This is a genomic window from Flavobacterium soyae, from assembly GCF_045348165.1.
GTDB classification, from domain to species: Bacteria; Bacteroidota; Bacteroidia; order Flavobacteriales; family Flavobacteriaceae; genus Flavobacterium; species Flavobacterium soyae.
This window is the reverse complement of the sequence record NZ_CP150845.1, coordinates 1138654-1165283: the sequence shown is the minus strand read 5'-3', so window position 1 is coordinate 1165283 and position 26630 is coordinate 1138654. Positions and strand designations below refer to the sequence as shown.

The 26630-nt window shown below is 32.3% G+C and carries 26 protein-coding genes; 6 read left to right on the top strand and 20 right to left on the bottom strand.

What is annotated here, in order from left to right; genetic code table 11:
- Window positions 1-12: 12 nt before the first annotated feature.
- The 14 genes from AABD74_RS05140 to AABD74_RS05075 form a co-directional block, all read right to left on the bottom strand.
- Window positions 13-1473 (bottom strand): lipopolysaccharide biosynthesis protein, encoded by a 1461-nt coding sequence (locus AABD74_RS05140; protein ID WP_406844871.1) that lies wholly within the window; start codon window positions 1471-1473, stop codon window positions 13-15.
- A gap of 94 nt (window positions 1474-1567) precedes the next feature.
- Window positions 1568-2014 carry a GNAT family N-acetyltransferase gene (locus AABD74_RS05135; protein ID WP_406844870.1) on the bottom strand — a complete coding sequence of 149 codons (447 nt, stop codon included), beginning with the start codon at window positions 2012-2014 and terminating at the stop codon, window positions 1568-1570.
- A gap of 684 nt (window positions 2015-2698) precedes the next feature.
- On the bottom strand, window positions 2699-4030 hold the full coding sequence (locus AABD74_RS05130; RefSeq protein WP_406845617.1) for an IS1182 family transposase: 1332 nt from the start codon (window positions 4028-4030) through the stop codon (window positions 2699-2701).
- A 124-nt stretch (window positions 4031-4154) separates the two neighbouring features.
- Entirely contained in the window at window positions 4155-5015 is an 861-nt protein-coding gene (atpG, locus tag AABD74_RS05125; protein WP_232679663.1) for an ATP synthase F1 subunit gamma, read from the bottom strand.
- A 90-nt stretch (window positions 5016-5105) separates the two neighbouring features.
- Complete coding sequence (gene atpA / locus AABD74_RS05120; protein WP_406844869.1) at window positions 5106-6683, bottom strand: F0F1 ATP synthase subunit alpha; 1578 nt, start codon at window positions 6681-6683, stop codon at window positions 5106-5108.
- A gap of 39 nt (window positions 6684-6722) precedes the next feature.
- On the bottom strand, window positions 6723-7256 hold the full coding sequence (gene atpH / locus AABD74_RS05115; RefSeq protein WP_406844868.1) for an ATP synthase F1 subunit delta: 534 nt from the start codon (window positions 7254-7256) through the stop codon (window positions 6723-6725).
- Window positions 7257-7260: 4 nt separating this feature from the next.
- On the bottom strand, window positions 7261-7752 hold the full coding sequence (locus AABD74_RS05110) for a F0F1 ATP synthase subunit B (protein ID WP_406844867.1): 492 nt from the start codon (window positions 7750-7752) through the stop codon (window positions 7261-7263).
- An 82-nt stretch (window positions 7753-7834) separates the two neighbouring features.
- Window positions 7835-8035, bottom strand: coding sequence for an ATP synthase F0 subunit C (gene atpE / locus AABD74_RS05105; protein ID WP_031453874.1), 201 nt, complete (start codon window positions 8033-8035; stop codon window positions 7835-7837).
- A 40-nt stretch (window positions 8036-8075) separates the two neighbouring features.
- Window positions 8076-9251, bottom strand: coding sequence for a F0F1 ATP synthase subunit A (gene atpB, locus AABD74_RS05100; RefSeq protein WP_406844866.1), 1176 nt, complete (start codon window positions 9249-9251; stop codon window positions 8076-8078).
- Window positions 9252-9767: 516 nt separating this feature from the next.
- Window positions 9768-9989 (bottom strand): AtpZ/AtpI family protein, encoded by a 222-nt coding sequence (locus AABD74_RS05095; RefSeq protein WP_406844865.1) that lies wholly within the window; start codon window positions 9987-9989, stop codon window positions 9768-9770.
- The gene (locus AABD74_RS05090) at window positions 9970-10365 is read right to left on the bottom strand and encodes a polymer-forming cytoskeletal protein (RefSeq protein WP_232679676.1); all 396 of its coding nucleotides are present in this window, start codon (window positions 10363-10365) and stop codon (window positions 9970-9972) included. Before AABD74_RS05090 ends, AABD74_RS05095 begins: the two co-directional genes overlap by 20 nt.
- A gap of 4 nt (window positions 10366-10369) precedes the next feature.
- A complete protein-coding gene (locus tag AABD74_RS05085) occupies window positions 10370-12982 on the bottom strand; it encodes a tetratricopeptide repeat protein (protein WP_406844864.1) in 2613 nt (870 codons plus the stop codon).
- An 89-nt stretch (window positions 12983-13071) separates the two neighbouring features.
- Window positions 13072-13767 (bottom strand): ABC transporter ATP-binding protein, encoded by a 696-nt coding sequence (locus AABD74_RS05080; RefSeq protein ID WP_406844863.1) that lies wholly within the window; start codon window positions 13765-13767, stop codon window positions 13072-13074.
- Window positions 13768-13850: 83 nt separating this feature from the next.
- Window positions 13851-15311, bottom strand: a complete 1461-nt coding sequence (locus tag AABD74_RS05075) for a DUF5687 family protein (RefSeq protein WP_406844862.1) — start codon at window positions 15309-15311, stop codon at window positions 13851-13853.
- A 127-nt stretch (window positions 15312-15438) separates the two neighbouring features.
- Between AABD74_RS05075 and AABD74_RS05070 the strand changes: the two genes are divergently transcribed.
- Window positions 15439-16491 (top strand): 2Fe-2S iron-sulfur cluster-binding protein, encoded by a 1053-nt coding sequence (locus tag AABD74_RS05070; RefSeq protein WP_406844861.1) that lies wholly within the window; start codon window positions 15439-15441, stop codon window positions 16489-16491.
- 239 nt (window positions 16492-16730) lie between these two features.
- Window positions 16731-17129, top strand: coding sequence for a hypothetical protein (locus AABD74_RS05065; RefSeq protein ID WP_406844860.1), 399 nt, complete (start codon window positions 16731-16733; stop codon window positions 17127-17129).
- 154 nt (window positions 17130-17283) lie between these two features.
- Here AABD74_RS05065 and AABD74_RS05060 read toward each other — a convergent pair whose 3' ends face one another.
- A complete protein-coding gene (locus tag AABD74_RS05060) occupies window positions 17284-18303 on the bottom strand; it encodes a glycosyltransferase family 9 protein (RefSeq protein ID WP_406844859.1) in 1020 nt (339 codons plus the stop codon).
- A 43-nt stretch (window positions 18304-18346) separates the two neighbouring features.
- Window positions 18347-18952, bottom strand: coding sequence for a DUF4254 domain-containing protein (locus AABD74_RS05055; protein ID WP_232679690.1), 606 nt, complete (start codon window positions 18950-18952; stop codon window positions 18347-18349).
- Between the two features lie 110 nt (window positions 18953-19062).
- On the opposite strand from AABD74_RS05055, the gene upp reads away from it, so the two are divergent.
- Window positions 19063-19716 carry a uracil phosphoribosyltransferase gene (gene upp / locus AABD74_RS05050; RefSeq protein WP_232679691.1) on the top strand — a complete coding sequence of 218 codons (654 nt, stop codon included), beginning with the start codon at window positions 19063-19065 and terminating at the stop codon, window positions 19714-19716.
- On the opposite strand, the gene AABD74_RS05045 is transcribed toward upp, so the two are convergent.
- Window positions 19711-20640 (bottom strand): DUF6427 family protein, encoded by a 930-nt coding sequence (locus AABD74_RS05045; protein ID WP_232679693.1) that lies wholly within the window; start codon window positions 20638-20640, stop codon window positions 19711-19713. The two genes, upp and AABD74_RS05045, sit on opposite strands and share 6 nt — an antisense overlap.
- 139 nt (window positions 20641-20779) lie before the next feature.
- On the opposite strand from AABD74_RS05045, the gene AABD74_RS05040 reads away from it, so the two are divergent.
- Complete coding sequence (locus AABD74_RS05040) at window positions 20780-21010, top strand: DUF6341 family protein (protein ID WP_232679695.1); 231 nt, start codon at window positions 20780-20782, stop codon at window positions 21008-21010.
- Here AABD74_RS05040 and purD read toward each other — a convergent pair.
- Window positions 21002-22276: a phosphoribosylamine--glycine ligase gene (purD, locus tag AABD74_RS05035; RefSeq protein ID WP_406844858.1), complete on the bottom strand. Its 1275-nt coding sequence runs from the start codon at window positions 22274-22276 to the stop codon at window positions 21002-21004. The genes AABD74_RS05040 and purD overlap by 9 nt on opposite strands.
- Window positions 22277-22410: 134 nt before the next feature.
- On the opposite strand from purD, the gene AABD74_RS05030 reads away from it, so the two are divergent.
- Together AABD74_RS05030 and AABD74_RS05025 are read left to right on the top strand one after the other, a co-directional pair.
- Window positions 22411-23721, top strand: coding sequence for a phenylacetate--CoA ligase family protein (locus tag AABD74_RS05030; RefSeq protein WP_406844857.1), 1311 nt, complete (start codon window positions 22411-22413; stop codon window positions 23719-23721).
- Window positions 23722-23762: 41 nt separating this feature from the next.
- Entirely contained in the window at window positions 23763-24293 is a 531-nt protein-coding gene (locus AABD74_RS05025; RefSeq protein ID WP_406844856.1) for an ORF6N domain-containing protein, read from the top strand.
- 174 nt (window positions 24294-24467) lie between these two features.
- On the opposite strand, the gene AABD74_RS05020 is transcribed toward AABD74_RS05025, so the two are convergent.
- Window positions 24468-25235 (bottom strand): glycosyltransferase family 2 protein, encoded by a 768-nt coding sequence (locus tag AABD74_RS05020; RefSeq protein WP_406844855.1) that lies wholly within the window; start codon window positions 25233-25235, stop codon window positions 24468-24470.
- Window positions 25235-26602: an undecaprenyl-phosphate glucose phosphotransferase gene (locus AABD74_RS05015; protein WP_406844854.1), complete on the bottom strand. Its 1368-nt coding sequence runs from the start codon at window positions 26600-26602 to the stop codon at window positions 25235-25237. Before AABD74_RS05015 ends, AABD74_RS05020 begins: the two co-directional genes overlap by 1 nt.
- Window positions 26603-26630 lie beyond the last annotated feature (28 nt).

Genomic DNA, 26630 nt, shown 5'->3' with positions numbered 1-26630 from the left:
AAAAAAGCACTTTTACTTTCTATTCATTATTCCTTTGATTGTGTCTTTTTCGTTGTGATAAACAAAGTACATAAAGCCTAACAATAATGGAATTCCAACGAAATAATTTTCTCTAAATCCGTAAAAAGAAATGGCAGAAAATAAAATTGAGATTCCTAAATAAGCCGAAATTTTATTCATGTCGTATGGAATAGGATAATATTTGTTTCCTAAAACATACGATATTAACATCATACTTCCGTAGGCAGAAATTGTTGCAATTGCTGAACCGTAATAACTGTATTTTGGAATTAAAAAGTAATTTAAAACCAAGGTTACAATTGCTCCAACAATTGAGATATAGGCACCAATTTTTGTTTGGTCTGTTAGTTTGTACCAAACTGACAGGTTGTTGTAAATTCCTAAAAAGAAGTTTGCCAGAATAATTAACGGCACTACTTTCATGGCTTCCCAATAGGATTTATTGTCTAATAAAAGATATTTAAGAATGTCTGCAAAAACAATAACTCCTAATAAAATCAGTGAGCCCAAAATCACAAAATATTTTGTAATTACGGCATAAGTCTGCGGTGCATTTTCGTTTTTTGCATGGCTGAAAAAGAAAGGTTCAATTCCTAATCTAAAAGCGGTTGCAAACAAAACCATAAATAAACCTAGTTTATAACAGGCAGAATATGCTCCAACTTCTGATTTTGCAAGATTTTCAGGAAGTAAATATCCTAATAAGATTTTATCGAAATGTTCATTAACTGCAAATGCAAGTCCGGCAACTAAAATTGGCAGACCGTATTTCATCATTTTTTTCCAAAGTATGGGATCAAATTTTCGCCCAAGCGAAAGATAATTTGGAGAAAGTACAATGAAAGTTGCTAAACTTGCCAGCAGGTTAGCGATGAAAATATAGGCAATCTGGAAATTTTCTACATATAAATTATCCCAAACCGAATTAGGATGTGAAGCTGCAAGTTTTGGCAGATACAGTAAAAAGAAAATATTCAGCAGTAAATTAATTACCACGTTTCCAATTTTAATAGCTGCATAAACCATTGGCCTTTGATTAGCTCTTAATTTTGAAAACGGTACTAAAACCAATGCATCTAAAACTAAAATCCAAACAGAATAAGTAATGTACTGCGCATCAACTTCAGCCCAGTTTGCCAGGGTATTTCTAAAAATTAAAGCCGCAAATAAGAATCCAATTGACGACCAAAATATTGATATTGTAGAAGTGGCGATTACATTTTTTTTATCTTCTTCGGCACTATAAAATCTAAAAAAGGCGGTTTCCATTCCATAAGAAAGAACTACGTTAAAGAAAACCATCCAAGACAAAACGATTGAAACTTCGCCATATTCGGCGGTCGGTAAAATACCTGTATATAATCTGACCAATAAAAAACTGAGCATTCGTGGTAAAACGGTTGCCAGTCCATAAATTGCAGTTTGTTTGAATAGATTTTTATATAATCCCAAAATAATTAGTAATAAAGTTCGCAAAACAAAAATAACCAATTCTTTGGTTTTATTAGTGTTTTTGACGGTTCAATAAAAAAACTTAGCGATAATTTTAATGTGTTAATTTATTTTCGTCTAAAACTTTCACAAAATGAAAACCTTTTGGGCCATATCCCTGATTATAATAAAATCTATGTGCCCCAAAATTTCCCGTAAAAGCGTCAAGAACAATACTGCTGCAGTCTAAGTCTAGTGCTTTTTGTTCAATATAATCCGTAAGCATTTTTCCAATTCCTTTAGAGCGATATTCTGGATTTACCACAAAATTGTCAATTTCGAGATATTTTCCTGTCCATAATTTGGTTGCTGACCAACATCCTGTAATACCCAAACAAACTTCATTTTCTAAAACTCCAATCTGGATGTAATTATGTGGAACCATTTCAGAAAGAAATGATTGGTATTTTTCTAAAGTTAAGTTGGGATATAAAAATCTAATGGTGTCAATTTGAGCCAGCATTTCGTCAATCGTAGTAAATTCGCGTATTTGTAAAGCCATTGTGATAGAAATAGAGGTCAAAATTAATTATTTTTTTTAAGCGAGTTATATAATTAACAACACCCTAACATGTGAAATATATAAATTAAAGCCGAAAATTATGTAACTTTTTTTTAATGGTCTTTCTTAAATTTGTTACAAAGGGATTGAGAAAGCTAGATACAACCCTCATAAAAAAGGAAGCACTGGGACTGATAAAGCTTGTTTGTTCCCATAAAAGACAAAGCATAAGGGATTGATTCTGCTGTATTGTAACCCTAAAAAAAAACAGAGCACTGGGACTAATAAAGCTAGTTTGTTCCCATGAAAAACAAAGCAAAGGGATTGATTCTGCTGAAATGTAACCCTTAAAAAAACAGAGCACTGGGATTAATAAAGCTAGTTTGTTCCCATGAAAAACAAAGCAACAGAGTGATAAAATCTGTGTCAATAATTTTATAAAATGGTATTGATTCTCAGTTTTTGGGTAAATTGAGAATCACCATTTTATAAAATTTCTTGTTTATAGATATATTCTTAAAAAAGAAAACTTCCAAAAAAAATGAGGCTGTCTCAAAAGGACAGCTTCTTTTCGTTTATAAAAAATTAAGATAGCTATAAAAAATTAATTCGGTTTTTCGGAATTCGGCTTTAAAGATGATTTTCCGATTTTTTGACCGATTTTTAGGCAAGAACGGATTGTCTTTACCCTGCAAGTGCCATCTTTTGTAAATTATGGGCAATAGAAAGCAATCCGATTTCTACCTCGGCCTTGTTTTGTCCTCGAAGCATAAATCGTTTAAATCCTTTATTGTGCTTGATCTGGGCAAATACGGGTTCTACATCATGACACCTTTGCTTTCTGAGCTGTTCTCCCCGTTTTGTTTTAAGTAAATCAAATGCCTTTTGCCTTATTTGAGCCAATTCAGGATTGTTTTGCGAGGCGGTCACCTGTTTGGTTTTGCAGTCTCTGTCAAAATAATTGTACTTAACAAAGGCTTTTATTTTTCTGGCTTTTAACAAGTTGTAGTTTTCCTGCGAACCATAGCCAGCATCGGCAACTAACTCTTTGGGAACTTTTTTGTATGATTTTTCAAAACTATCAATATGCGGGCTAAGCGTTTTTGTGTCAGTAGGATTCGGATGCAGGCTGTAGTGCAGAATGAACTGCTTATTGGTACTGATCTGCAGATTGTAAGCCGGTTTTAACTGGCCGTTTAGCATATGGTCCTCTTTCATGCGCATAAAAGTGGCATCGGTATCGGTCTTGGAGAACGAGTTTCTGTTTTGAAGAATTTCTTCTTGCTGTTTGTACTTTTCAAGGTTCTTTGGCCAGTTCTTTTTGGCATAATTGAGCTTCTGGCGTACTTTCGAAGGAACTTTTTTCTCTTTCAAAACTGCATTGATCGTGTTGATTGCAGCTTCTACTTTTTCTTTATCAATAGCCCTAAAATCAACAGATTCTGTATTTTTGAGTTCTTCTTTGGCTACACTCTGTGCATAATTCCAAAGTTCTTCCAGCTGTTGTTCAATACGTTCTTTACTCTTTTTAATAGCCTTCCCCCATACAAAAGTGTAGCGGTTGGCATTGGCTTCAATCTTTGTGCCGTCAACAAAGGCAGTCTTAAGGCTTACGATGCCCTCCCTTTCTAGCAAAAGAACAATTTGGGTAAAAATTTCTTTAATCTGCCCATTTAGACGTTGACTTCTAAAACGATTGATCGTATTGTGATCCGGCTGGCTCATACCGCTGAGCCACATAAAATGGATATTTTCTTTAAGGGCCTGTTCAAGTTTTCGGCTTGAATAAATATTGCACAAATAACCATAGACCAACACTTTCAAAAGCATTTTAGGATGGTAGCTTGAAGTGCCTCCTGGTTTGTAATTGCGCATTAAACTTGTTAAATCTAAACCATCAACGATGCCAGAGACTACTCTTACAGGGTGCTTACTATCAATCAGCTCCGATAAATTCGGAGGAAAAAGCACATTTTGGTTGGGAATGTAATCTTTAAAGACTACTTTTGAAGCTATACACACACCGCAATTTAATCAAATTGCAAGAATTAGGAAAGCGAAAGCTTTCCTTTTTTTATGCCACAAAAAAAGCTGCCTCACTTTTGAGACAGCCTCATTTTTTTATATATCAATGAATTAATTATCCATTCAAAGCTTCTGCACCACCAACGATTTCTAAAATTTCGTTTGTAATAGCTGCCTGACGTGCTTTGTTGTAAGTTAATTTCAATTGGTTTCTTAATTCTGTCGCATTATCAGTTGCTTTATGCATAGCTGTCATGCGTGCACCATGCTCTGAAGCAAATGAATCACGAATACCTTTGTATAATTGCGTTTTTAAAGACTTAGGAATTAAAGTCAAAACAATTTCTTCTTTTGAAGGTTCAAAAATATAATCTCCAGTAGAAACTGCTGCATCAGATTTAAGCGGTGCTAAAGGCAAAAACTGCTCTGTTTGAACAATTTGAGTCGCAGCATTTTTAAATTGATTGTAGATTAATTCGATTCTGTCATATTCTCCAGATAAGAATTTTTCAGTCAAATTATCAGCAATTCCGGCAACACTCTCGAAAGTTAAATTATCAAAAATTGCATTATGATGACCGTGAACTTTATGCGTTTTAGTTAAAGCATCATTTCCTTTTTTACCAATAGCAAAAACGTCAACTTGTTTTCCTGCATAAAAATCGGTACGATTCTTAATCTCTTTAATAACATTTGAATTGAATGCGCCACACAAACCCCTGTTTGAAGTTATAGCAACAAGCAATACTTTTTTTACTTCACGTTGTGTAGTGTAATCTCCTCCTACTTCACCTTCAAGTGCAGCAGAAAGATTTTGCAGTAACTCCGTTAATTTCTCGGCATAAGGGCGCATTGCAGTGATTGCATCTTGTGCTTTCTTAAGCTTTGCAGCAGAAACCATTTTCATAGCCGATGTAATCTGCATCGTCGATGAAACGGAAGTAATTCTATTACGGATTTCCTTTAAATTTGCCATCTATTAATTAGAAAATGTGACAATTTGAAAATTAGATAATCAGAACAATGATAAGTCATTTTCTAATTATCTAATTTACCAATTATCTAATTAGTTATATTTTGCTGAAATTTCTTTTGCTGCTTTTTCGATAACATCAGTAATGTTGTCATCTAATTTACCAGCTTTCAACGCGTTAAGCGTATCTTTATGTTTACTGTTTAAGTAAGCTAAGAAATCAGCTTCAAATTCTTTTACTTTATTTACAGGAACGTTTCTTAATAAGTTTTTAGAACCAGCGTAAATAATAGCTACTTGATTTTCAACTGTATAAGGATCGTTTAAACCTTGTTTCAAGATCTCAACGTTTCTTTTTCCTTTTTCAATTACGTTTAAAGTAACAGAATCTAAGTCAGAACCAAATTTAGCAAACGCTTCTAATTCACGGAATTGAGCTTGATCTAATTTTAAAGTTCCTGAAACTTTTTTCATTGATTTAATTTGAGCATTACCTCCAACACGAGATACAGAGATACCTACGTTAATTGCAGGACGAACCCCTGAATTGAACAAATCTCCATCAAGGAAAATCTGACCATCAGTAATCGAAATTACGTTTGTTGGGATATATGCAGAAACGTCACCAGCCTGAGTTTCAATAATTGGTAAAGCGGTCAAAGAACCACCACCTTTTACGATAGACTTGATAGAATCTGGTAAGTCGTTCATGCTTTTAGCAATTCCGTCATCAGCAATTACTTTACAAGCACGCTCTAATAAACGAGAGTGCAAGTAGAAAACGTCTCCAGGGTAAGCCTCTCGTCCCGGTGGTCTTCTTAATAAAAGAGAAACCTCACGGTAAGCAACAGCTTGTTTAGATAAATCATCATACACGATAAGTGCCGGACGACCTGAATCTCTAAAGTATTCTCCAATTGCAGCACCTGCGAAAGGAGCGTAAACTTGCATTGGAGCTGGATCAGAAGCATTTGCAGCAACGATAACTGTATAAGCCATTGCTCCTTTTTCTTCTAACATTTTTGCGATTCCTGCTACAGTTGAAGCTTTTTGTCCAATTGCAACATATATACAGAATACAGGTTTTCCTGCATCAAAAAATTCTTTTTGATTTAAGATTGTATCGATACAAACAGTTGATTTACCTGTTTGACGGTCACCAATTACAAGCTCACGTTGTCCACGACCTACCGGGATCATAGCATCAACTGCTTTTACTCCAGTTTGTAATGGTTCAGTTACTGGCTGACGAAATACTACACCAGGTGCTTTTCTTTCTAATGGCATTTCGTATAAAGTTCCACCGATTGGTCCTTTTCCATCAATTGGAAAACCAAGAGTGTTAACTACACGTCCTACCATTTGCTCACCTACTTTAAGAGAAGCAATACGTTGAGTTCTTTTTGCAGTAGATCCTTCTTTGATTCCTGTTGATGGTCCTAAAAGTACCACACCAACGTTATCTTCTTCAAGGTTCAATACGATACCTTCCATACCGTTATCGAATTCTACTAACTCACCATATTGAACATTAGACAGCCCGTAAACACGAGCAATACCATCTCCAACTTGAAGTACTGTTCCTACCTCTTCTAGCGTAGCACCAGATTCAAAACCTTCTACTTGCTTTCTTAATATTGCTGAAATTTCAGCAGGTTTGATTTCCGCCATCTTAATTTATAATTTAGACACTTTTTATGTGTAATAAAACTAATTACTTAACTCTCTTTTTAATACTTGTAATCTATTTGCAACAGAAGCGTTGTATTGATTATCTCCTATTCTCAAAATAAATCCGCCAATGATAGAAGGATCTACTATATTTTCAATTGTAATTTTTTTATCTGATAAAGTTGCAACTTTTTCCAGAACTTTAGCTTCTAAAGCTTCATCCATTGGGATTGCTGTTGTAACTTTTGCTGTCTCAACACCATTACTTTCATCAAATAATTTATTATATTCTACTGCAATTGCATTTAGAATTTCGAATCTTTTATTTTCAAATAATAAATGAAATAAACCTTTTGTTACACCATTTACATTTGCAAAAACTTCTAAAAGAGCACTTTCTTTAACTTCAACTTTAGTTGTTTGGTTTTCGATAAATGCTTTTAATTCTTCGTTATTTTCAATTGTTGATGCAATCGATTTCATATCGTTATTGACAGCTTCGGCAACACCTTTAGAGTTTGCTAAGTCTAGAATTGCTTTTGCATAACGAATTGCTGCTCTTGTACTTGCCATAATCTTAGTTTAACTTTACATCACCTAACATTTTCTCAACTAATTTTGTTTGAGATTCTTTATTAGATAATTCTTCTTTCAATAATTTTTCAGCGATACTTAATGATAAAGTCGAAACTTGTGCTTTTAATTCTGCCATTGCAGCATTTTTTTCACTTTCAATAGCGGCTTTAGCCTGTGCGATTAATTTTTGACTTTGCTCTTGAGCTTCGTTTTTTGAATCAGCAATGATTTGTTCTTTCATTTCACGCGCTTCTTTCAGCATAGCATCACGCTCTGCACGAGCTTCTTTTAAAATACGTTCGTTATCTGCAGTTAAATTTTCCATTTCTCTGCGAGCAGCTTCAGCAGATGCTAAAGCATTATTAATAGATTCCTCACGGCTTTTTACGGCACCTAATATTGGTTTCCAAGCGAATTTTGCTAAAAGAATGAAGAAAACAATGAAGATAATTGTTGTCCAAAAAATTAAACTTTCCGGTGAAGTTAATTGCATAACATTATATGTTTAAAAATTATTTATAGTTTTTTAAAAAAACTTCCTGAAGCCAACCGCTGCAGGAAGTTCTAGATTTTAATTATTTTGCGATTAACGCAACAACTACTGCGAAAAGAGCAACCCCTTCAATAAGTGCAGCAGCAATAATCATAGCAGTCTGGATTTTTCCAGCAGCTTCTGGTTGACGAGCAATAGCGTCCATTGCAGAACCACCAATTTTTCCAATACCAAGACCTGCACCAATTACAGCTAATCCAGCTCCGATTCCAGCTAATACCATAATAATAAATTTATATAGTTAATAATTAATAAAACTCTGATTAATGATGATCGTGCTCTTCAACAGCCTGACCAATAAATAATGCTGAAAGCAATGTAAATACATACGCTTGTAAAGCAGCAACTAGCATTTCTAATACACTCATGAACAATACAAACGCTCCAGAAACAGGACCAATTGCAACTGTTTTAAATATAAAAATTAAAGAAACTAAACTCAAAATGATAATGTGCCCAGCAGTAATGTTTGCAAATAAACGAATCATTAATGCAAATGGCTTCGTAAGCATCCCGATAAGTTCTACCGGAATCATAATTGGAGCCAACCACACAGGAACTCCTGGTGTGTTGAAAATGTGCCCCCAGTAAGATTTATTTCCACTTAAAGTAGTAACTACAAAAGTAATAAATGCCATTACAAAAGTAAAGTAGATGTTTCCTGTTAAGTTAGAACTGAATGGAAAGAATGGAATCAACCCAATAAGGTTGTTAATCCAGATAAAGAAAAAGATTGTCAAAAGATACGGCATATATTTACCGTATTTTTTTGTTCCGATGTTTGGAATAGCGATTTCGTCTCTAACAAAAGTAACTAACGGCTCTAAAAATCCTGCTAATCCTTTTGGTGCTTTTTCATTTTTCTTATATGATCTTGCTACAGCAAAAAATACGAAGAACAAAATAATTGCAGACATTAACATTGAAAAAACATTCTTTGTGATAGAAAAGTCTAAAGGTCTTGCATCAAAAGCAAAAGCTCCGTTATCTCTTTCTTCTTGTGACAATTCTTCGAATTTATCAGCATAAAAAATTACTTCTTTATAACGAACTAATTTTTGACCGTTGGCATCAACTACATGATGACCTAAATTATCGTGATGAAATTTCTCTGATGAAAAAATCTCCAATCCGTTTTTAGTCCATAAAATAACTGGCAGATTAAAAGAAATTGGATGACCATCCCAGTCAGCGATATGAAAATCATGAGAATCTCCAATATGCGAATTAATTAATTCACTTGCATTAAATTCTTTTTCGATTTCGTGACCAACAGTTTCTCCATGAGCACTTGCTGCTGCATGGCTTTCTTCTGTTACTTCAACGTTTTTGTGTTCAACAGAAACACTATCAACTGAAGTTGAAGCGAAATTTATCGACGAAGTAAGTGCTAATAAGGTAACTAATAAGTACTGGACTGGTTTATTTGAAATTATCATTATTAAAACTGTATCTAAATTTAGGTTTCAAAAATTTTTTGCAAAGGTACATTTTTAATTTAAAACTGAAAATATATCAATATAATTTTTATTAATACAATTTTAAATTGCAATATATTTAAGAATGAAGCAATTAGCTCTTATTAATAAGTCTAATTGTAAAGTATGTTTCGAAAAGCAAAAACAAAAAATAAGGAATAAAAAAAGCAGTCACATCTATTATAGGATTAGAAACATCCGATTTTATAAATGGAATTAAAAAAACAATAGCAGCCATCATCTTAAAGAAACTAAGACCAAGGAAGGAAAAACCGGTATAGGTTGAGAAATTCTTATTTATAAAAGTAAGAACAAGATAAATAAGAACTGTAGTCACAATATTAAATAGATAGATACTCCAAGCTGAGTAAAAAAAGGTAATCTTTTCAGATAACGATTGCATTAGAAAGAACTGTATTAGAAACAATACTATCGAAAAGGGAACAAAATACTTCAGGAAATCTACGGATCTATTCATTATTTATTTAAGTTTTTAACTTGCCGGATAACGTTATATAAAGCTAAAAAAACAGAGAATAATGAAAGTACAATTGTCCAAAGTGATCCTCCTTTAGAATATTTTTCGTCTAGCCAGGTGCCAAAGTAACTAAATATAAAAATAATAACCCCCATTTGAATAGGAATATTTATGAGGGCTATCCATTTATTATTTTGTTTTTTATTCGGATCCTTTTCCATCTTTTACCGTTACTTCTTTATTATGAGTAAGCATTGTACATGTTGCTGTAAACTCTGCTCCCGGCTCTATAGAAAGTTTTCCAACGGCAACTTCGCCGTGAATTTTTGCCGATGCTTTAATATTAAGGATTTCGAGAACTTTAATTTTTCCATGAAATTCTCCTTCAATATCAGCATTATTACAAATGATTTCTCCTTTTATTACACCTGTTGCGCCTATCACTAATTTTCCCTGCGAGGTGAAATTTCCAATCAATTCGCCGTCTAATCTAAAATCAGCTTTTGAGACAATGTCTCCTACAATAGAGGTTCCTTCAACAATTCGGTTTGTTTTTCCTAAAAGTTCTGTTCCGTTTTTTTTTACTTTGTCAAACATTATATTATGGGTTTTTTGGGGCGAGGTAGGCGTCTAGGTTCTTTTTAATTTGAACCACTTTGTAATTATCCGTTGACATAATTATTGCCGGATGTACAATTTTATATTTTTTATCATCTCTCAAAACTCCCGCAACATCATTGGCATATGCTTCTGATTTTAAACCATGAATAGCCACAAAACTTTGTGTTCTATTATATTTGTCAAAGGAAGTTGTTAATCTTTCAAAATTTTCGACTAACAAAAATACTCTAATAGCTTCTTCAATTTGTTTAAGCGTTTTAGAATCATTATTAGGAATTAAATATAAAATTTTCCAGTTTTTATTATCTACAGTTGTAAAACTAAGTCTTTCTAAAGTTGGAACTTGTTTCTCAAGAATTTCTCTGGCATTTTTTCCTTCTTCACTATTTGGGTAATTATCTGCCACGTTTTCTAAACCTTTTTTATAGGCTTCTAATCCGTTGACTTTTCCTAAAGTGTTTGCTTTTAGTAATTCAAATTTAGAAACAATATCTTCTCCGGAATATTGATTGATTAAATTATCGATATTATCTAAGACAATATCGAATTTTTCTTCCTGAAATAGTTTATACCATTTTTGGTATTCCTTTTCGGGTGACGCTATATCATCAGCATTTGTATTATTCAAAATCTGAGCATATCTCGAAGTTGGATAATTTGTTGTTATGTCTGATTTAATTTTTGCTGCTTTTTCCGGATCAGTAATTTGATAGATTTTATACAAATTATACATCGACGGAAGCACCAATTTTTCTTCAGGATTATTTTTAAGTAATTGTTCCAGTTTATCACTTGCCAATTTATATTCCTTAAATTTCTCCTTATATATAAGACCTAATTGATAATAGGCAAAATTGCGTTCTTTACCAATACTGTCCATTGCTGTTTGTGTTTTCGGAAGCTGTTTTTCATAAAAAGCAGTTGTATACTTTTCTATAACAACTGTGTCTTTCAATTTAGCAGCCTCTGCTTCATTTATACTGTCATTGAGCATCGCTGCATCATTTGCCGATTTTATTGTGGCCAGTCTCCAGTTTCCGCCAAGCGTTCTGTTACCCCACATTTTTTTAAACTGCAGTTTTCCATAGGCAACTGTTGTTGGGTTGTAAAAATAAAAAGTACTTGCTGTGGCATCATTTCCAGATGGAGGTCTTATTCCGTCATCTGGATCTATAGGTTTGCCTAATGAATTCGGATTTACTGCCGTTGGCGCATTCGATGCATTTGTGTTTCGGTCAATATTAGCTAACTTCTCTTTTTCTTTTTCTTCCTGAATTCGTTTAGCTTCATCTTTCTTTTTAAGTTCTGCTATATAATTTTCAAAGTAAATTTTTCTTTCAGTATCTGGCAGTCCATATACTTTAATAATACTGTCGTTTCGTTTTGCAATTCCTTCGTATTTAATTACGTTGTCAAGATTTTTTCTGTTTTTTTCGATAAAAGTAAACTCTCTTGTTTTTGGGTCTAACTTTGTCAATGTACTGTCATAATACTTAGCAGCCATTGTATAATCTGTATTTTTAAAATACATGTTTCCAATATTTCGATAAGCCGATGCCATTAAGTAGGGATCTGTAGATTTTCTGCCTAAAGATTTATTGTAGAATTTTAATGCATTTTCATTGTCTTTCTTTTTATCATAGAAAACTCCCATTTCATAAAAAAGAACATCATAATAAGGTCGGTTTTCACGATCTGTAACTAACTTATTATAGATTTTTAAAAATATGGTGTCGTTGCCTTTTTCATAATCGTACATCTGTGCTTTTTTTGCATAAGCGTGCATCATGTATTTTCTATTGGCTTTGCGATTCATGTCGATCACACCATCATAATAATATGTTGCACTGTCTTTATTTCCAACTTCCTGATACATCTGCCCTAAGATGAATTTATAACGGGCGCGGTCTTCATTTATTTTTGAAAATTCTTCTGCAATTCTAAGTTTGGCAACGGCACTGTCTCTTTCTTCTAAATTTAGGAAAGCTTCGGCCAATAAAGCATTGGCATCCGAAAATGTCTGTTTATCTAAATCTGTTTTCTTTAATAACAAATTAATGTTTTTAACCACAATCGCATCATTTCCTAAACGCATATTGGTTTTTTCGCGCCAGATTTTAGCAGTGTAAATATTGCTGCTATTTGGATATTTGTAAAGAATATAATTGAATGCATCTAAGGCCGGAATAAAACGCTGATCATAATATCTGGCTTTTCCAAGCATTAAATATGCTTCATCTATTTGATAGTTTCTTTCTCTTCCTCCAATATTCATGGAGTGTTTTTGAATTGCTTTTGTTGCTTTTGTTTCTGCTTTTTCAAAATCAGGATTTTTTGTTTTAGATCCTTCCGAAAAATTTTCATCAAACTGCATTTTTTCAATTGGAAGCAGTTTCCAGAAATTATCCTGATTGTTGGCCTGAATAGACAGCAGTCCTTTTTCAAGACCAATTCCTCCGTTATACAAAATGTTGTATTTTGTACTTAAAGCGTGAGAATTTCTGTTCACAAAAGTATTATTCTTGGTAGAACATGCTATCAAAAAGAGAAAAAATGTGAGAAAAAAACTATATTTAAGAGTATTCTTTTTCAATAGAACTGATTTTAAAGCATTAACTTCTAAAAAGCATTTTTAGTATAATGACTTGTAAAAATACACTTCTTTTTTGAAACTTTAGGGACTTATACGGCAAAAAAAGATTCCAGTTCTTGTAAGGTTTCTTCTGAGGTTTGAATATCCTTTACAATTTCACCTTTATTAAGGGCAACTATTCTATCACAAACCTCAACGGTGTGTTGTAAATCGTGGCTCGAGACTAAAACGGTAACGTTTGGATTTTCAGCTAATTCTTTAATAATTTTCTTTAACCTGCTCACTGTTGTTGGATCTAAATTTGCAAAAGGTTCATCTAAAATTACTACTTCAGGGTTTCCAATAAGTGTTGCAATAATTCCAACTTTCTTTTGATTTCCTTTAGATAAATCGCGAAGGTATTTTTTATTGTTTAAAATTTCTCCATTAAAAAATTCTTCATGTCTGGCTAACAATGCATCAATATCAGCTTTATTTTGATGGCGTAAATCTCCAATAAAATAAAAATATTCTTCGGGAGTCAGATAGCCAATCAGGAAACTTTCATCTAAAAAAGAACCTGTAAAAGATTTCCAGTTTTCACTCGTATTTACCTGAATATCATTGCTTGTTATATTTCCTGTCGAAGGCTGGATTAAATCTAAAAGTAAGCTGAAAAAAGTTGTTTTTCCTGCTCCGTTGTTGCCTACCAATCCAAAACTCTGCCCTTTTGGAATTTCAAGATTATGAATATTTAAAACTGTAGTACCGTTATATTTTTTTGAAAGTTGATTTACTTGTATCATGGTGTAATTTTAGATATTGGATTGTTGATTTTAGATTTCTATCTGATAAAATTATCTCATTATCAAATTGACAGATTCTCTAATTAACTCTTTTGTTTATAAGCATTTATTGTACTGTACTTTTCGATTTTATATCTTTTTTCGATTAAAGAAAAAACCTTGTCTTTAAAAATAAAACCTAAAACGCCCGCGCCGGCAACTAAGGCTAATCCGAGGTTTTTGTTATTTAAATAAAGTCCGATTGCATACAATGCCAAAGGCAGTAAAATTTTTGGGAGCGTTAATAACATCGCACTTACATTAAACGCTTTTTTATCTCCAAAAGCACCGCCGGCATTGCTTAAATCAATTGGCGTTTTGGTAAAAGCGCCGCCTAAAAGAACCAAATGTGAATTAACTCCAATATTGTAAATCGCTCCAACTACAATTGTCAGGTAAATTTCCCAGCCAAAAAACAAATAAAACGATGCAATTATTGTCGAGAAAAAAGTAGCGATAACAATAAGCCACCATTTTGAAGTGATGTAACCGCGATACGGAATATTCTGGGTCATCATTAATTGGTAATATGAACTGTCCCAGCTTGGTACAAACTGCCCAAAGACAAACAAAAATCCACCGGAAACAAATATTCCAGCAAAAATGTGCATTACAGGCGGCTGGTGCGTATTTCCAAAAAACAAAAATCCATAAAATAAAAAGAGAACACTCATAAAAATAGTTGTCTTTGATCTTTTATTTCTCTTGATAAGTTTAATGTCATTTTTAAGGAAAGTTCCCAAAGTTCCAAATTGATTCAGCCACGAAAGATTTTCTGTGACTGCAACATCTTCTTTTACAGAAAGCCCGGCGTCGAGATATAGATTTTTTTTGAGGAATTTATAACTAAAAATATACAAACCTGTCAATACTAAAACAGGAATTAAGAATAATCCTTTTATAGTATAAAGTCCTTGAAAAAAGGGAGTTGTAAAAGTTGTAACATCAAACAATTTGTAATATTGCGCACCGCCCAAAACAAGAATTAATCCAACAAAAACAACAAATAATTTATCGATATTACTTAAAATTATATTTAAAAAGTTGTTGATGTAGATGAAAGAAAGCATTGCCAGATTCCAAAAAATAATAGCTGTTATATCATATCCTTCTATTACCAAAACAACTGAAAACGGAACAAAAAATAAAGCGTGAACCCAATTAAAAAAGGACAAAACGGTTTTGCCCAATGAAAAATGAACAATTACGGGTTTTTTAAAAGGTAAAACTAATAATGGTTTTATGTTCAAAACAGGAATTGATTGCAGCAGTAAACGAATTACTAAATCAAAAAGAAAATAATAAATCAGAAATCGGTTTACGGTTACTAATGGTTCAAGATGCATTTCTTTAAGAATATAAAATGCGCCAATACCCATTGCAATAAAAATTAATGAAAAATAGATCATTAAAAATCCCATTATAATTTTCATTGCCAGATTTTTACCAAATGATGCCGACCTGATAAAGGCTTTCCATTCGAGATAAATAAACTTTTTAATCATGGTTAATTGGTTTTGATTTTTGTAGTAAGAGATCAAATGTAGGAAAACGTTACAAAAAAAGTTAAAAAAAATATTTTAGTAAGTGTCAATTACTTATGGTTTGCTACTTTTGCAAAAAAATTAAATCATGCCTTCATTCTTAAAACTTATAATTAAAGAGGTAAAACGTGAAACTGCCGATGCTGTTTCAATACTTTTTAATGTTCCAGAAGAACTTAAACAAGACTATAAATTTATAGCCGGACAATACATAAATTTAAAATTAACGCTTGATAATCAAGAAATTCGTCGTGCTTATTCTATTTGCTCTGCACCGGAAAGCGGCGAATTGCGAATTGCGGTTAAAGCCGTAAAAAGCGGTTTGTTTTCTCAGTTTGCCAATACAAAGTTAAAAGCAGGAGATGTTCTTGAAGTGGGCCATCCGGAAGGAAAATTTACTTTTGAGCCTGATACTGAGAGACAAAAAAATTATGTGGCGTTTGCTGCCGGAAGCGGAATCACTCCGGTACTTTCTATCTTAAAATCAGTTTTAAAGAATGAGCCAAAAAGTTCATTTGTATTGGTTTACGGAAACAAAACTCCTGAAGCAACTATTTTTCATCAGGAATTACACGATTTACAACTACAGTATGTTGGCCGTTTTTTTGTGCATTATGTTTACAGCCAGGCGAAAGTTGAAAATGCATTGTTTGGAAGAATCGAAAAATCAACCGTGAATTTTGTATTGAACAACAAACACAAAGAATTAGCATTTGATAAGTTTTATTTGTGCGGACCTGAAGAAATGATCAATACAGTTTCGAATGTTTTGAAAGAAAAAAACGTAAAAGAATCTGCTATTAAATTTGAGCTTTTTACTACTTCTTCTCAGGAAAATGAAATTAAAACTTCATTAGAAGGACATACAAAAATTACAGTTTTAGTTGATGATGAAGAAGTTACTTTTGAGATGTCTCAAAAACAAACCATTCTTGATGCCGCTCTAAAACATGGCGTTGATGCTCCTTACTCTTGTCAGGGCGGAATTTGCAGCAGCTGTTTAGGAAGGGTTACTGCCGGTACAGCTGAAATGACAAAAAATTCTATTTTAACTGATAGTGAAATTGCTGAAGGCTTAATTTTAACTTGCCAGGCACACCCAACTTCAGATACTATTTATATTGACTACGACGACGTTTAGTCTGTTAAATTCTAAAATATAAAATTCCAAATTCCAATTTTACTATTGGGATTTGGAATTTTTTTTTGTGAGTTATTTCTTTTATCAGGTTTAAAATTTTGGAAGTATACTTTTCTGGTTTAAGAAATACACAAAAAAGCATTTAGATTATTGGGTTATTTTTAAAAAACATGCTTGAAATTTAGTATATTAGTAGTGTACTTAAGACTTGTCAACACGTTTTTAAAACATTCAATATTATGGCAATGCATCACTACCTCCGTCTAACTTTTATATTACTTTTTGTAATAACTTCTCTTTTTTGTCTCTACTTCGTAATCAAAAAAAGAAAAAAAAGAAAAGCTCCTAAACTACTTTCAAAAGAAAAGTATGATTGCTCAAAGAATGAGGGAATGACAGAAATATCAATCTCTAATGATAGCTTTTTTAATATTTGGCCTTATGTAAGTGAATTAAAAGCGGCTAAAATTTTATCGAAAAAAATCAAAGAATCTGAATTGATACATAAAGTGTACAGAAATTCAACCAATGATTTTGAATACATTTTATTAACTACTGAAAAAGAAAATCATTTTGTTAAAGTTGTGGTTGATAAAAACAAAAAGAAAGCATTGGGATATCTTTTTCTGGATTTATAAGAAATTCCAATAAAAAAATTCCAAATTCCAATTGTAACGTTGGAATTTGGAATTTTTTATTTAACCTTAATTCTTGCTTTTTGCCACCCTGAGCGAAATCGAAGGACTTATATGCTCAGAAGAATTTGACTTCGCTCAGTCTGACAATAATATATTATAATTGGTTTTTTATTTTAGAAACAACTTCATCTGGAGAAATCGTTCTCATCGCATCTTCGTAACCTTCTACAACTTTATTCCCATAAACAGAAGTTGGCAGTTTTGGATATTGATTTCTGTCTGAAGTTAAAGCATTTTCTAAGCTTTGATTGAAAGGTAAAAATCCGGCATAAGGATGTGTTGCGCCCCAAAGCGTAATGACTTTTACTCCAAGCATTGCTGCAATGTGCGCATTTCCAGAATCCATAGAAAGCATTACATCAAGATTGCTTATTAATTTTAATTCCTGCTGAAACTTAATTTTTCCGGCAACGTTTATTACGTTTTTAAAAGGTTCTGAAAGTGAATTCAAAATTTCAATTTCTTTTTTTCCTCCTCCAAAAAGTAAAATTGTATAATCTTTATTTTCTGCCAGTTTTGTTATTACTTCCTTCATTAAATCTAAAGGATAAACTTTAGAATCGTATTGGGCAAAAGGAGCAATCCCGATCAGTTTTTGATAATTTTCTCCAACCAAATCTGTGATTTCTGCACCAAAAACTGCTTTCTTAGGAAATTCAATCCCGACGTTTCGGGATGATAAATCTACAGGAAAACCAAGCTCTTCAAATACTTTTGCATGTCTTTCGAACATGGTTGGTAACTGCTTGAAAATTTTGTTTTCTGCCCTAGTTAATTCTTTTTTTCCTTCACGGCCTTTATCAACGGTTGCTCTTTTTTTTCCGCTTAAAGCAAAAAGCAAACTCACCACTTTTGATCGTAACACATTATGAAGATCTGCAAAAGCATCTATTTTGAGTTTTTTTACATCGTTAAATAATCGTAAAAGCCCGGTAAAACCTTTGTGTCTTTCTTTTTCATCAAAAGCAAAAAACTCAAGATTCGGGATTCCGTCAAAAAAAGGTTTAAAAAAAGGACGCGAAATAACGGTCAGTTTCACCGTTGGATATTGCTTTACAAAAGCACGTAAAATAGGAACCGTCATGGCGACATCTCCCATTGCGGATAGTCTCATGACGGCTATATGTTTAATCTGGCTGTTAGACAACTCTGCCAAATTATTTTTTATTTTGATATAAAACCGGGTTCAAATCATCGTCGTTGTACATTTTCATTTGTTTGTACACTTTCATGAATTTATCACCATTTTCGATATCTGTCAATAATTCTTCGATTGCTGTAGATAAATCTGTTCTTTGCTCTAAAAGAATATTTAATTTTTCCTGGCATTTATCTCTATGTTCCTGAGTCGCTTCTGCGCGAGTCGCTTCTTCGTTCATGTGATAAATTTTTAACGCCAGAATAGACAATCTGTCAAATGCCCAAGCCGGGCTTTCAGAATTGATTTTTGCTCCGTCTTTTGCTTTTACATGGCTGTATTTTTGCAAAAAGTAACTATCGATATATTCAACCATATCAGTACGCTCCTGATTTGAAGCGTCGATTCGTCTTTTTAAAGTCAAAGCCGCTGCGGGATCAATTTGCGGATCGCGAATGATATCTTCAAAATGCCATTGAACAGTATCGATCCAGTTTTTTAAATATAATAAATGTTCGAATTTATCTTTTGGAAATGGATTGTTTATAGGCTGGTCAACATTATCAAATTGATGATAATCTTTAATGCTTTGTTCGAAAACAGAATATGCTAATTTTGAAAACATGTCTTTATTTTTTAGAGATACAAAGATACTTTTTATACTTTTATGCTGCGAAAAAAAGAAATTAATTTTTGTTTTTATATAATAGTTCGTTAATAAATTAAAAAATCACCATGAAAATTCATTATATATCTGAAAACAATAGTGTTCTAAATCATTTTCTGGGACAAATTAGAAATGTAAATGTGCAGAACGACAGCATGCGTTTTAGAAAAAATATTGAACGCATTGGGGAAATTATGGCTTATGAATTAAGCAAAATTTTACCTTATAAAAATGTTGAAATTCAAACACCGCTGGGTATTAAAAAAACAACAGAGATTGAACCTGATTTGGTTTTATGTCCAATTTTAAGGGCCGGATTACCGCTTCATAATGGTTTTTTAAATTATTTTGACCATGCCGAAAACAGCTTTGTTTCTGCCTGCAGACATCATCCAAATAATGACGATGAGTTTGAAATTTTAGTTGAATATCAGGCTATTTCAAACTTAAATAATAAAACGGTTTTACTTCTTGACCCTATGCTCGCAACTGGGCAGTCTATCGTTGCTGTACATAAAAAGTTAGTAGAAAATGCTGCGCCAACAGAATTTCATATTGTAGTTGTTATTGCTGCACCGGAAGGAATTGCCCATCTTGAAAAAAACCTTCCCGAAAACTGCCATTTATGGGTTGCTTCTTTAGACGAAAAACTAAATGAGAAAAATTACATTGTTCCAGGACTAGGTGATGCCGGTGATCTTGCGTACGGAAGTAAATTATAACTGAGAGAAAAAAGTAAATAAACTGCACAAAATCAACACATAAAATACAATTTCGTTATTGAGTTTTTGTTGCATATATTCTACATGACTTGCCGCCATCATTGCTAATGGTGCAATGCTGAACAATAATAAATCATTGCTTTTGTCTGGCGAAATAATATAAACAAGAACAGCAATAAAAAAACAAGCCACAACTTTTTTATATGATGTATGCACAATCTGCGGTCTGTTTGACAAGGTTGTTAGCATTGAAAATACAAAAAATACGACAACCGCTGCATATATCGAAAGCGCCCCATTTTCGTAATTATTCTTAAAATAATTTATTCTAAAATCGATTATAGCACGTTCCTGAACAAACTTAACAGCATCAATGTGAAACATTAATGAAATCATATAAAAGACTACTGCTACTGCCAAAAGCGCAATAAATGGCAAAACCCAGTTTCTATAATCTCTCGAAACGTGAAAAATTATCGATATAAAAACTAAAATAAGAAAGAGAATACTCCAAAATTGAAATAAAGAAGCCATAAAAATCCAAAAAGAAGCATCGAAAATTTTTTCTTTTGATGATTTTAAAGACTGAAGTGAAATCAATCTGCGAAGTGCCAATAATACAAAGAAATTAGCATAAACAACATTTGGGTGATTGAATATTGTTGGGAAAAACAGAATGAATAATAAATAGAAAAATATCGCGTAACCGTTATCTTTACTGAGCCCGTTTTTTTTGACAATGAAATTAATCATGAAAAATGAAGCAAAAATAAAGCACAGTAAACTTACTTTTTGAAATATCGTAAAATAAGAATTTATCCAAGACGTTTCTCGAATTTGAAACATAAAGAAGAAAACCAGTATCAAAATTACAACCAATGAATAATTTAATGGCGTAGATTTTTTAAAAACACTTGTTATCATAAGGATATTTTATACTTTTGTGACTGTAAATATAATACTTGTTTAAAAAGGAAAACCAACAAGTTGAAAAAAGATTCTCTGTTTTTTGAATTTTGCTTCAATGCGTTAAAACAATAATAACATATAATTTTATAAAATTATGACAGCTTTTTTTGAAGGAATACAATACTTATTCGTTAACATTTTGTTTGCTCCCCTTGACTTTTTACGTCGTTTGGAATTAGTTACATGGTTTGGTGCAAACACTATCAACTGGATTTTTATGATTATCTGTTCTGCAGCAATCGTATATTGGATTAAACAATTACGTATTTTTGATGCTGCAGGAACTGAAAACCAAGATACAACGGCTCACTCTTTCTTAAAGTAAGTCGAAGCCGATATCCTTTCTAAAATACATCTTATCAAAATTTAGTTTATCTATATTTTGGTAAGATTTTTTTATGGCCTGTTGAAAATCATCTCCGTATGATGTTACTGTCAAAACACGTCCTCCATTACTAACGATATTTTCGCCATCTAATTTTGTTCCGGCGTGAAAAACTATCGAATCAGTAATATTTTCTAAACCTGTAATAACTTTTCCTTTTTCAAAATCTTCAGGATATCCGCCAGAAACCACCATAATTGTAGTCGCACTTCTTGGATCAATTTTTAATTCGAATTCATCTAATTTTTGATTCGCAACCGAAAGGAACAATTCAACTAAATCAGATTTTAATCTAGGAACTACAACTTCAGTTTCTGGATCTCCCATTCTTACGTTGTATTCAATAACAATTGGTTCATTTTTTACATTGATTAAACCAATAAATACAAATCCTTTATATTCGATTCCATCTTTTTGGAAACCTTCGATTGTTGGTTTTACGATACGTGTTTCGATTTTTTCCATCAAAACAGCGTCAACATAAGAAACTGGAGAAACTGCTCCCATTCCGCCTGTATTTAAACCTGTATCGCCTTCACCAATTCTTTTGTAATCTTTTGCTGTTGGAAGAATTTTATAGCTTTTTCCGTCAGTTAAAACGAAACAGCTTAATTCGATTCCATCTAAAAATTCTTCGATAACCACTTTTGAACTTGCTGCTCCAAATTTCTCGTGAACCAGCATGTTTCTTAATTCTGTTTTTGCTTCTTCAAGATCCTGAATAATCAAAACTCCTTTTCCTGCCGCTAAACCGTCTGCTTTTAAAACAAATGGAGGTTGTAATGTTTCCAGAAATTTACATCCTTCTTCAACTGTTTCGGCAGTAAAACTATCGTAAGCTGCAGTTGGAATATTATGTTTCATCAAGAATTCTTTTGCAAATTCTTTACTTCCTTCTAACTGCGCTCCTAATTTTGATGGTCCAATTACCGGGATATTTTTTAAACTTTCGTCGTTTTTAAAATAATCATAAATACCTTTTACCAACGGATCTTCTGGCCCTACGACTACTAAGCTTATATTTTCTTTAAGTACTAATGCTTTTACAGCTTCAAAATCAGTTGGAGCAATTGCTACATTTTCAGCAATTGCAGCTGTTCCTGCATTTCCTGGTGCAACAAAAAGTTTTTCGCAAAGCGGACTCTGAATCATTTTCCACGCAAAAGCATGTTCTCTTCCGCCTGATCCCAATAATAAAATTGTCATGGTATAGTTGTATTTATGTTGTGGTGCAAAAATAATTGCTTTTACACGTAAAAAATAATTAAATCTTAAAAACTTGTTGATTCTTCGCTGTTAGTAATTGGTAAATATTATTTTTGACGAAAATTATCTTAAAAATGATTCGTCTTTTTGATCTTTCCCTTCAATTAAATGGTTTTCCGATAAAGAAAGCCAAAGCCGAATTGGATAAAATTGTTCATTTTTCTGAAGAAGAATATGTTTCTTTTCTCGAAAGTAAAAAGAAAGAAATTGTTGATTTTCATTTAAAGAATAACTCCTTTTATAGAGAACTAGTTGGAAATACAACTGTCGAAAATTGGGAAGATTTACCCATTTTGAACAAACAAAATCTGCAAAAACCACTCGAAGAAAGACTTTCAAACGGTTACTCAAAAAGCAATATTTACCTCAACAAAACATCCGGATCAAGCGGAACTCCTTTTGTTTTTGCTAAAGATAAATACTCGCACGCCTTAACCTGGGCGTCAAATATAATGCGTTTTGGCTGGTTTAATATTGATTTTAATCATTCGTACCAAGCACGCTTTTATGGAATTCCGATGGATTTTATTGGATATCAAAAAGAACGTTTCAAAGATTTTCTAACGCATCGTTTTAGATTTCCGGTTTTTGATTTATCTGATGAAATTCTCGAAAAATTTCTGCAGAAATTCAAATCGAAAAAATTCGATTATATCAACGGATATACCAGTTCTATTGTATTATTTGCTAAATTTTTAGAACAAAAAAATATCATATTAAATGAAATCTGTCCAACATTAAAAGCTTGTTTTGTGACTTCGGAAATGCTTTTTGAAACAGATAAAAAACTGTTGGAAAAACAATTCGGCATTCCAATAATCCGTGAATACGGTGCGTCTGAACTTGATTTAATTGCTTTTGAAAATCCACAAGGCGAATGGCAGGTAAATGCTGAAACTCTTTTTGTAGAGATTTTAGATGAAAACAATAATGTTGTTCCACATGGAACGGAAGGAAAAATTGTAATTACGTCGTTATTCAACAAAGCAAACCCTTTTATCAGATATGAAATTGGCGACATTGGGATTCTCGATGAAAAAAGTACTCCTCAAAAGCCTATCTTAAAAAAATTAATTGGGAGAACAAATGATGTTGCGATTTTGCCAAGCGGAAAAAAATCTCCTGGTTTGACGTTCTATTATGTTACCAAAAGCATTATTGAAGATGATGGAAACGTAAAAGAATTTATCATCAAACAAACTCATTTAGATACTTTTGAAATTGAATATGTTGCTGAAAAAGAATTGGTTTCACAACAAATTCAAAAAATAAAAGAAGCCATCGATTTGTATTTAGAGCCCAATTTAAACTTCACTTTTACAAGAAAATCTGTTTTAGAAAGATCCAATCGTGGGAAATTAAAACAGTTTAAATCGTATTTATAAATATAAATAAAATCTTGCATTTGTTTTTCTAATAAAAACTTATGGACGATCAATCTCTGCTTTCTGAAGAAACAATTTCAAATAAAATATATTTTATCCGTGGTCAAAAAGTGATGCTTGATCGTGATCTAGCTTTACTTTATGAAATAGAAAGTAGAGTTTTAAATCAGGCTGTAAAAAGAAATTTATCTCGATTTCCGCCAGATTTTATGTTTCAACTTACTGAAATTGAGCATAATTCTTTAAGATCACAAATTGTGATCTTAAAGAAAGGAAGAGGTGAACATCAAAAATATTTGCCTTTTGCATTTACGGAACACGGTGTACTAATGCTTTCTAGTGTATTAAAAAGCGACAAAGCAATTCAAACCAATATTCAAATCATGCGTATTTTCACGAAAGTGAGACAAATGCTTTTGGACACAACAGAAATTAAAGTTGATATTCTACAGATTCAAAAGAAGTTAGAGAATCATGATAAAAATATTGAATTGGTTTTTTCCTATTTAGATGAACTAACTGAGAAAAAAGAAAATGAAGTTGGTAGAATCAAGATTGGGTATAAAAAATAATTCTTTAAGGTCACAAATTGTGACCTTAAAAACTTGATGTCACAGTTTGTGACATCAAGTTTTTGCGAAGATTGACTCTCAAAATATCTTAATTTGAAAATTGGAGGTCACAAATTGTGAACTCCAATCTAATCGCGATTCTCTAAGGTCGCAATTTGCGACCTTGAAGAATATTTAAACTTTCTTTATATATCTTGGTTTTATAATCAGCTGAGTAAATAGAAACCGTATCATCAATAAAACAGAAAACACGAAGTTAAAACCATGAAAATCTCGATAAACACCAAAGTTGTGTTTTATCAGTTTAAATTTTGAAGATGAAATAGAATCTTTTCTAATTCTATAAAATGCTAAAGGTTCTGGCACAGCTTCTACCGCTTTTAGTTGTTTTAAAATCGTAAGCCATATTCTCCAATCCTGCCTTTTTTCTGAAGATTCTAATTTGATTTTTCCAAAATATTCAGTGTCATAAATAGCCGTAAGGTTACCAACGTAATTACAAAAAAATAATTCTTTATATGTTAACGGATTTGGCGATTCTACTCTCCTTTTTAAATTATTTCCCTCTTCATCAATAGAATCGTAATAACTAAAAGTAAAAGTTTGATTATTTGTTTTTAAAAACTGAATCTGTTTTTCTAATTTAGTTGAAGACCACAAATCATCTGCATCAAGATAGGCAATGTATTTTCCCGTAGCTTTTTCCAAAGCTTCATTTCTTGCGAAACCATTTCCTGAATTTTTAGATAATTTGAATAATTTAATTCTGGAATCCTTTTGAACAAATTCTTCAATAATAGAAACCGTTTCATCTGTCGACGCATCATCAACCAAAATCATTTCCCAATTTTGGTACGTCTGATTTTGAACTGATTCTATAGTAGCTCTAATAAACTTTTCAGTATTATATGTCGGTGTTAAAATAGATACTAAATCGTTCATTAATATGCTTTTTTATCGCCTTTGAAAATGTTTATTATCGTTTGCGAAATTATTTTCAAATCCAGAATTAATGACCAGTTTTCGATATAAAAAACATCAAATTTTATTCTGTTTACCATATCTCTTTCTGCTGTTATTTCTCCTCTAAAACCACTTACTTGTGCTAATCCGGTAATTCCGGGTTTTACACAATGACGAATCATGTATTTTTTAACCCTGTTACCATATTCTTTATTCTGAGACCATAAATGCGGTCTTGGTCCTACGACGGACATATCTCCTAACAAAACATTTATAAATTGCGGAAGCTCATCGATGCTTGTTTTTCTCATAAATCGTCCCATTTTTGTAACACGAGGGTCGTCTTTTGAAGCTTCTTTTTCTGTTGTTTTATTAATGTACATCGAACGGAATTTATAACATACAAATTCATTCTCTTCCATTCCTGGTCTTCCCTGCTTAAAAAATACCGGTCCTTTTGATTCTAATTTTATTAAAATCGCCAGTAACGGAATTAACCATGACAACAAAAAAACAATCACTAATATTGAAAATGAAACATCAAAAAGGCGTTTCATGAATTTTATTGCCGGCTCATTAAGCATTGTTTGTTTTAACGAAAGCACCGGAAAAAAATCGTAATAATCTATTTTTAAGTTTTTCGAAAAAATCTCTTTTGTATCTGGAATAAACTTTATGGTTTTGTTATTTTCATCTGCAAAATCAATCAGGTCTTTCAAACTTTTATTCGAAACTTCATTCAAAGAACAATAAATTTCGTCAACCTCATTTTCAATTACAAATGGTTTTAAATCAGCTAGTTTACCTGTAATTTTTTGGCTTATTTTTTTATCTGAAAAATATCCCAGAAACCTATATCCATAATCTCTTCTTGTTTCAAAAAGATCTTTTAATCGAATCGCTTCTGGCGTAAACCCAATAATAACAGCATTTCTATAATTACTGCCGGTTATAATTCTATATTCTTTTAGATAAAAAAACAAAGCAAATTTAAAAACCGTAACCAGAACTAGAATCAAAGTTATAAATACTACAATCTTTGACTCGCTAAAAATCGCTTGTCTCGAAAATGGGAAAAATGCAATAATCGTTAGAAGAAACAGAGTTGCTTGTTTTATTATTTTTGATGCAATAATTATTGGCGTCGTAAAACGGTATACATTGTAAAATTTAATCGAAAATGCAACTATACCCCATGCTGCATTTTGATATAAAATAAGTATCCAGATATTTGAAACCTGATTATTAAAAACAAAAAAACTGACTATCGAGATCACAAACAGGTCGATTAAAATACTTATTGGCCGAATATATTTTGAATATCTTCCTGTGTGAAATGCAGTCATATATAGCTACTGTACTATGGTATACAAA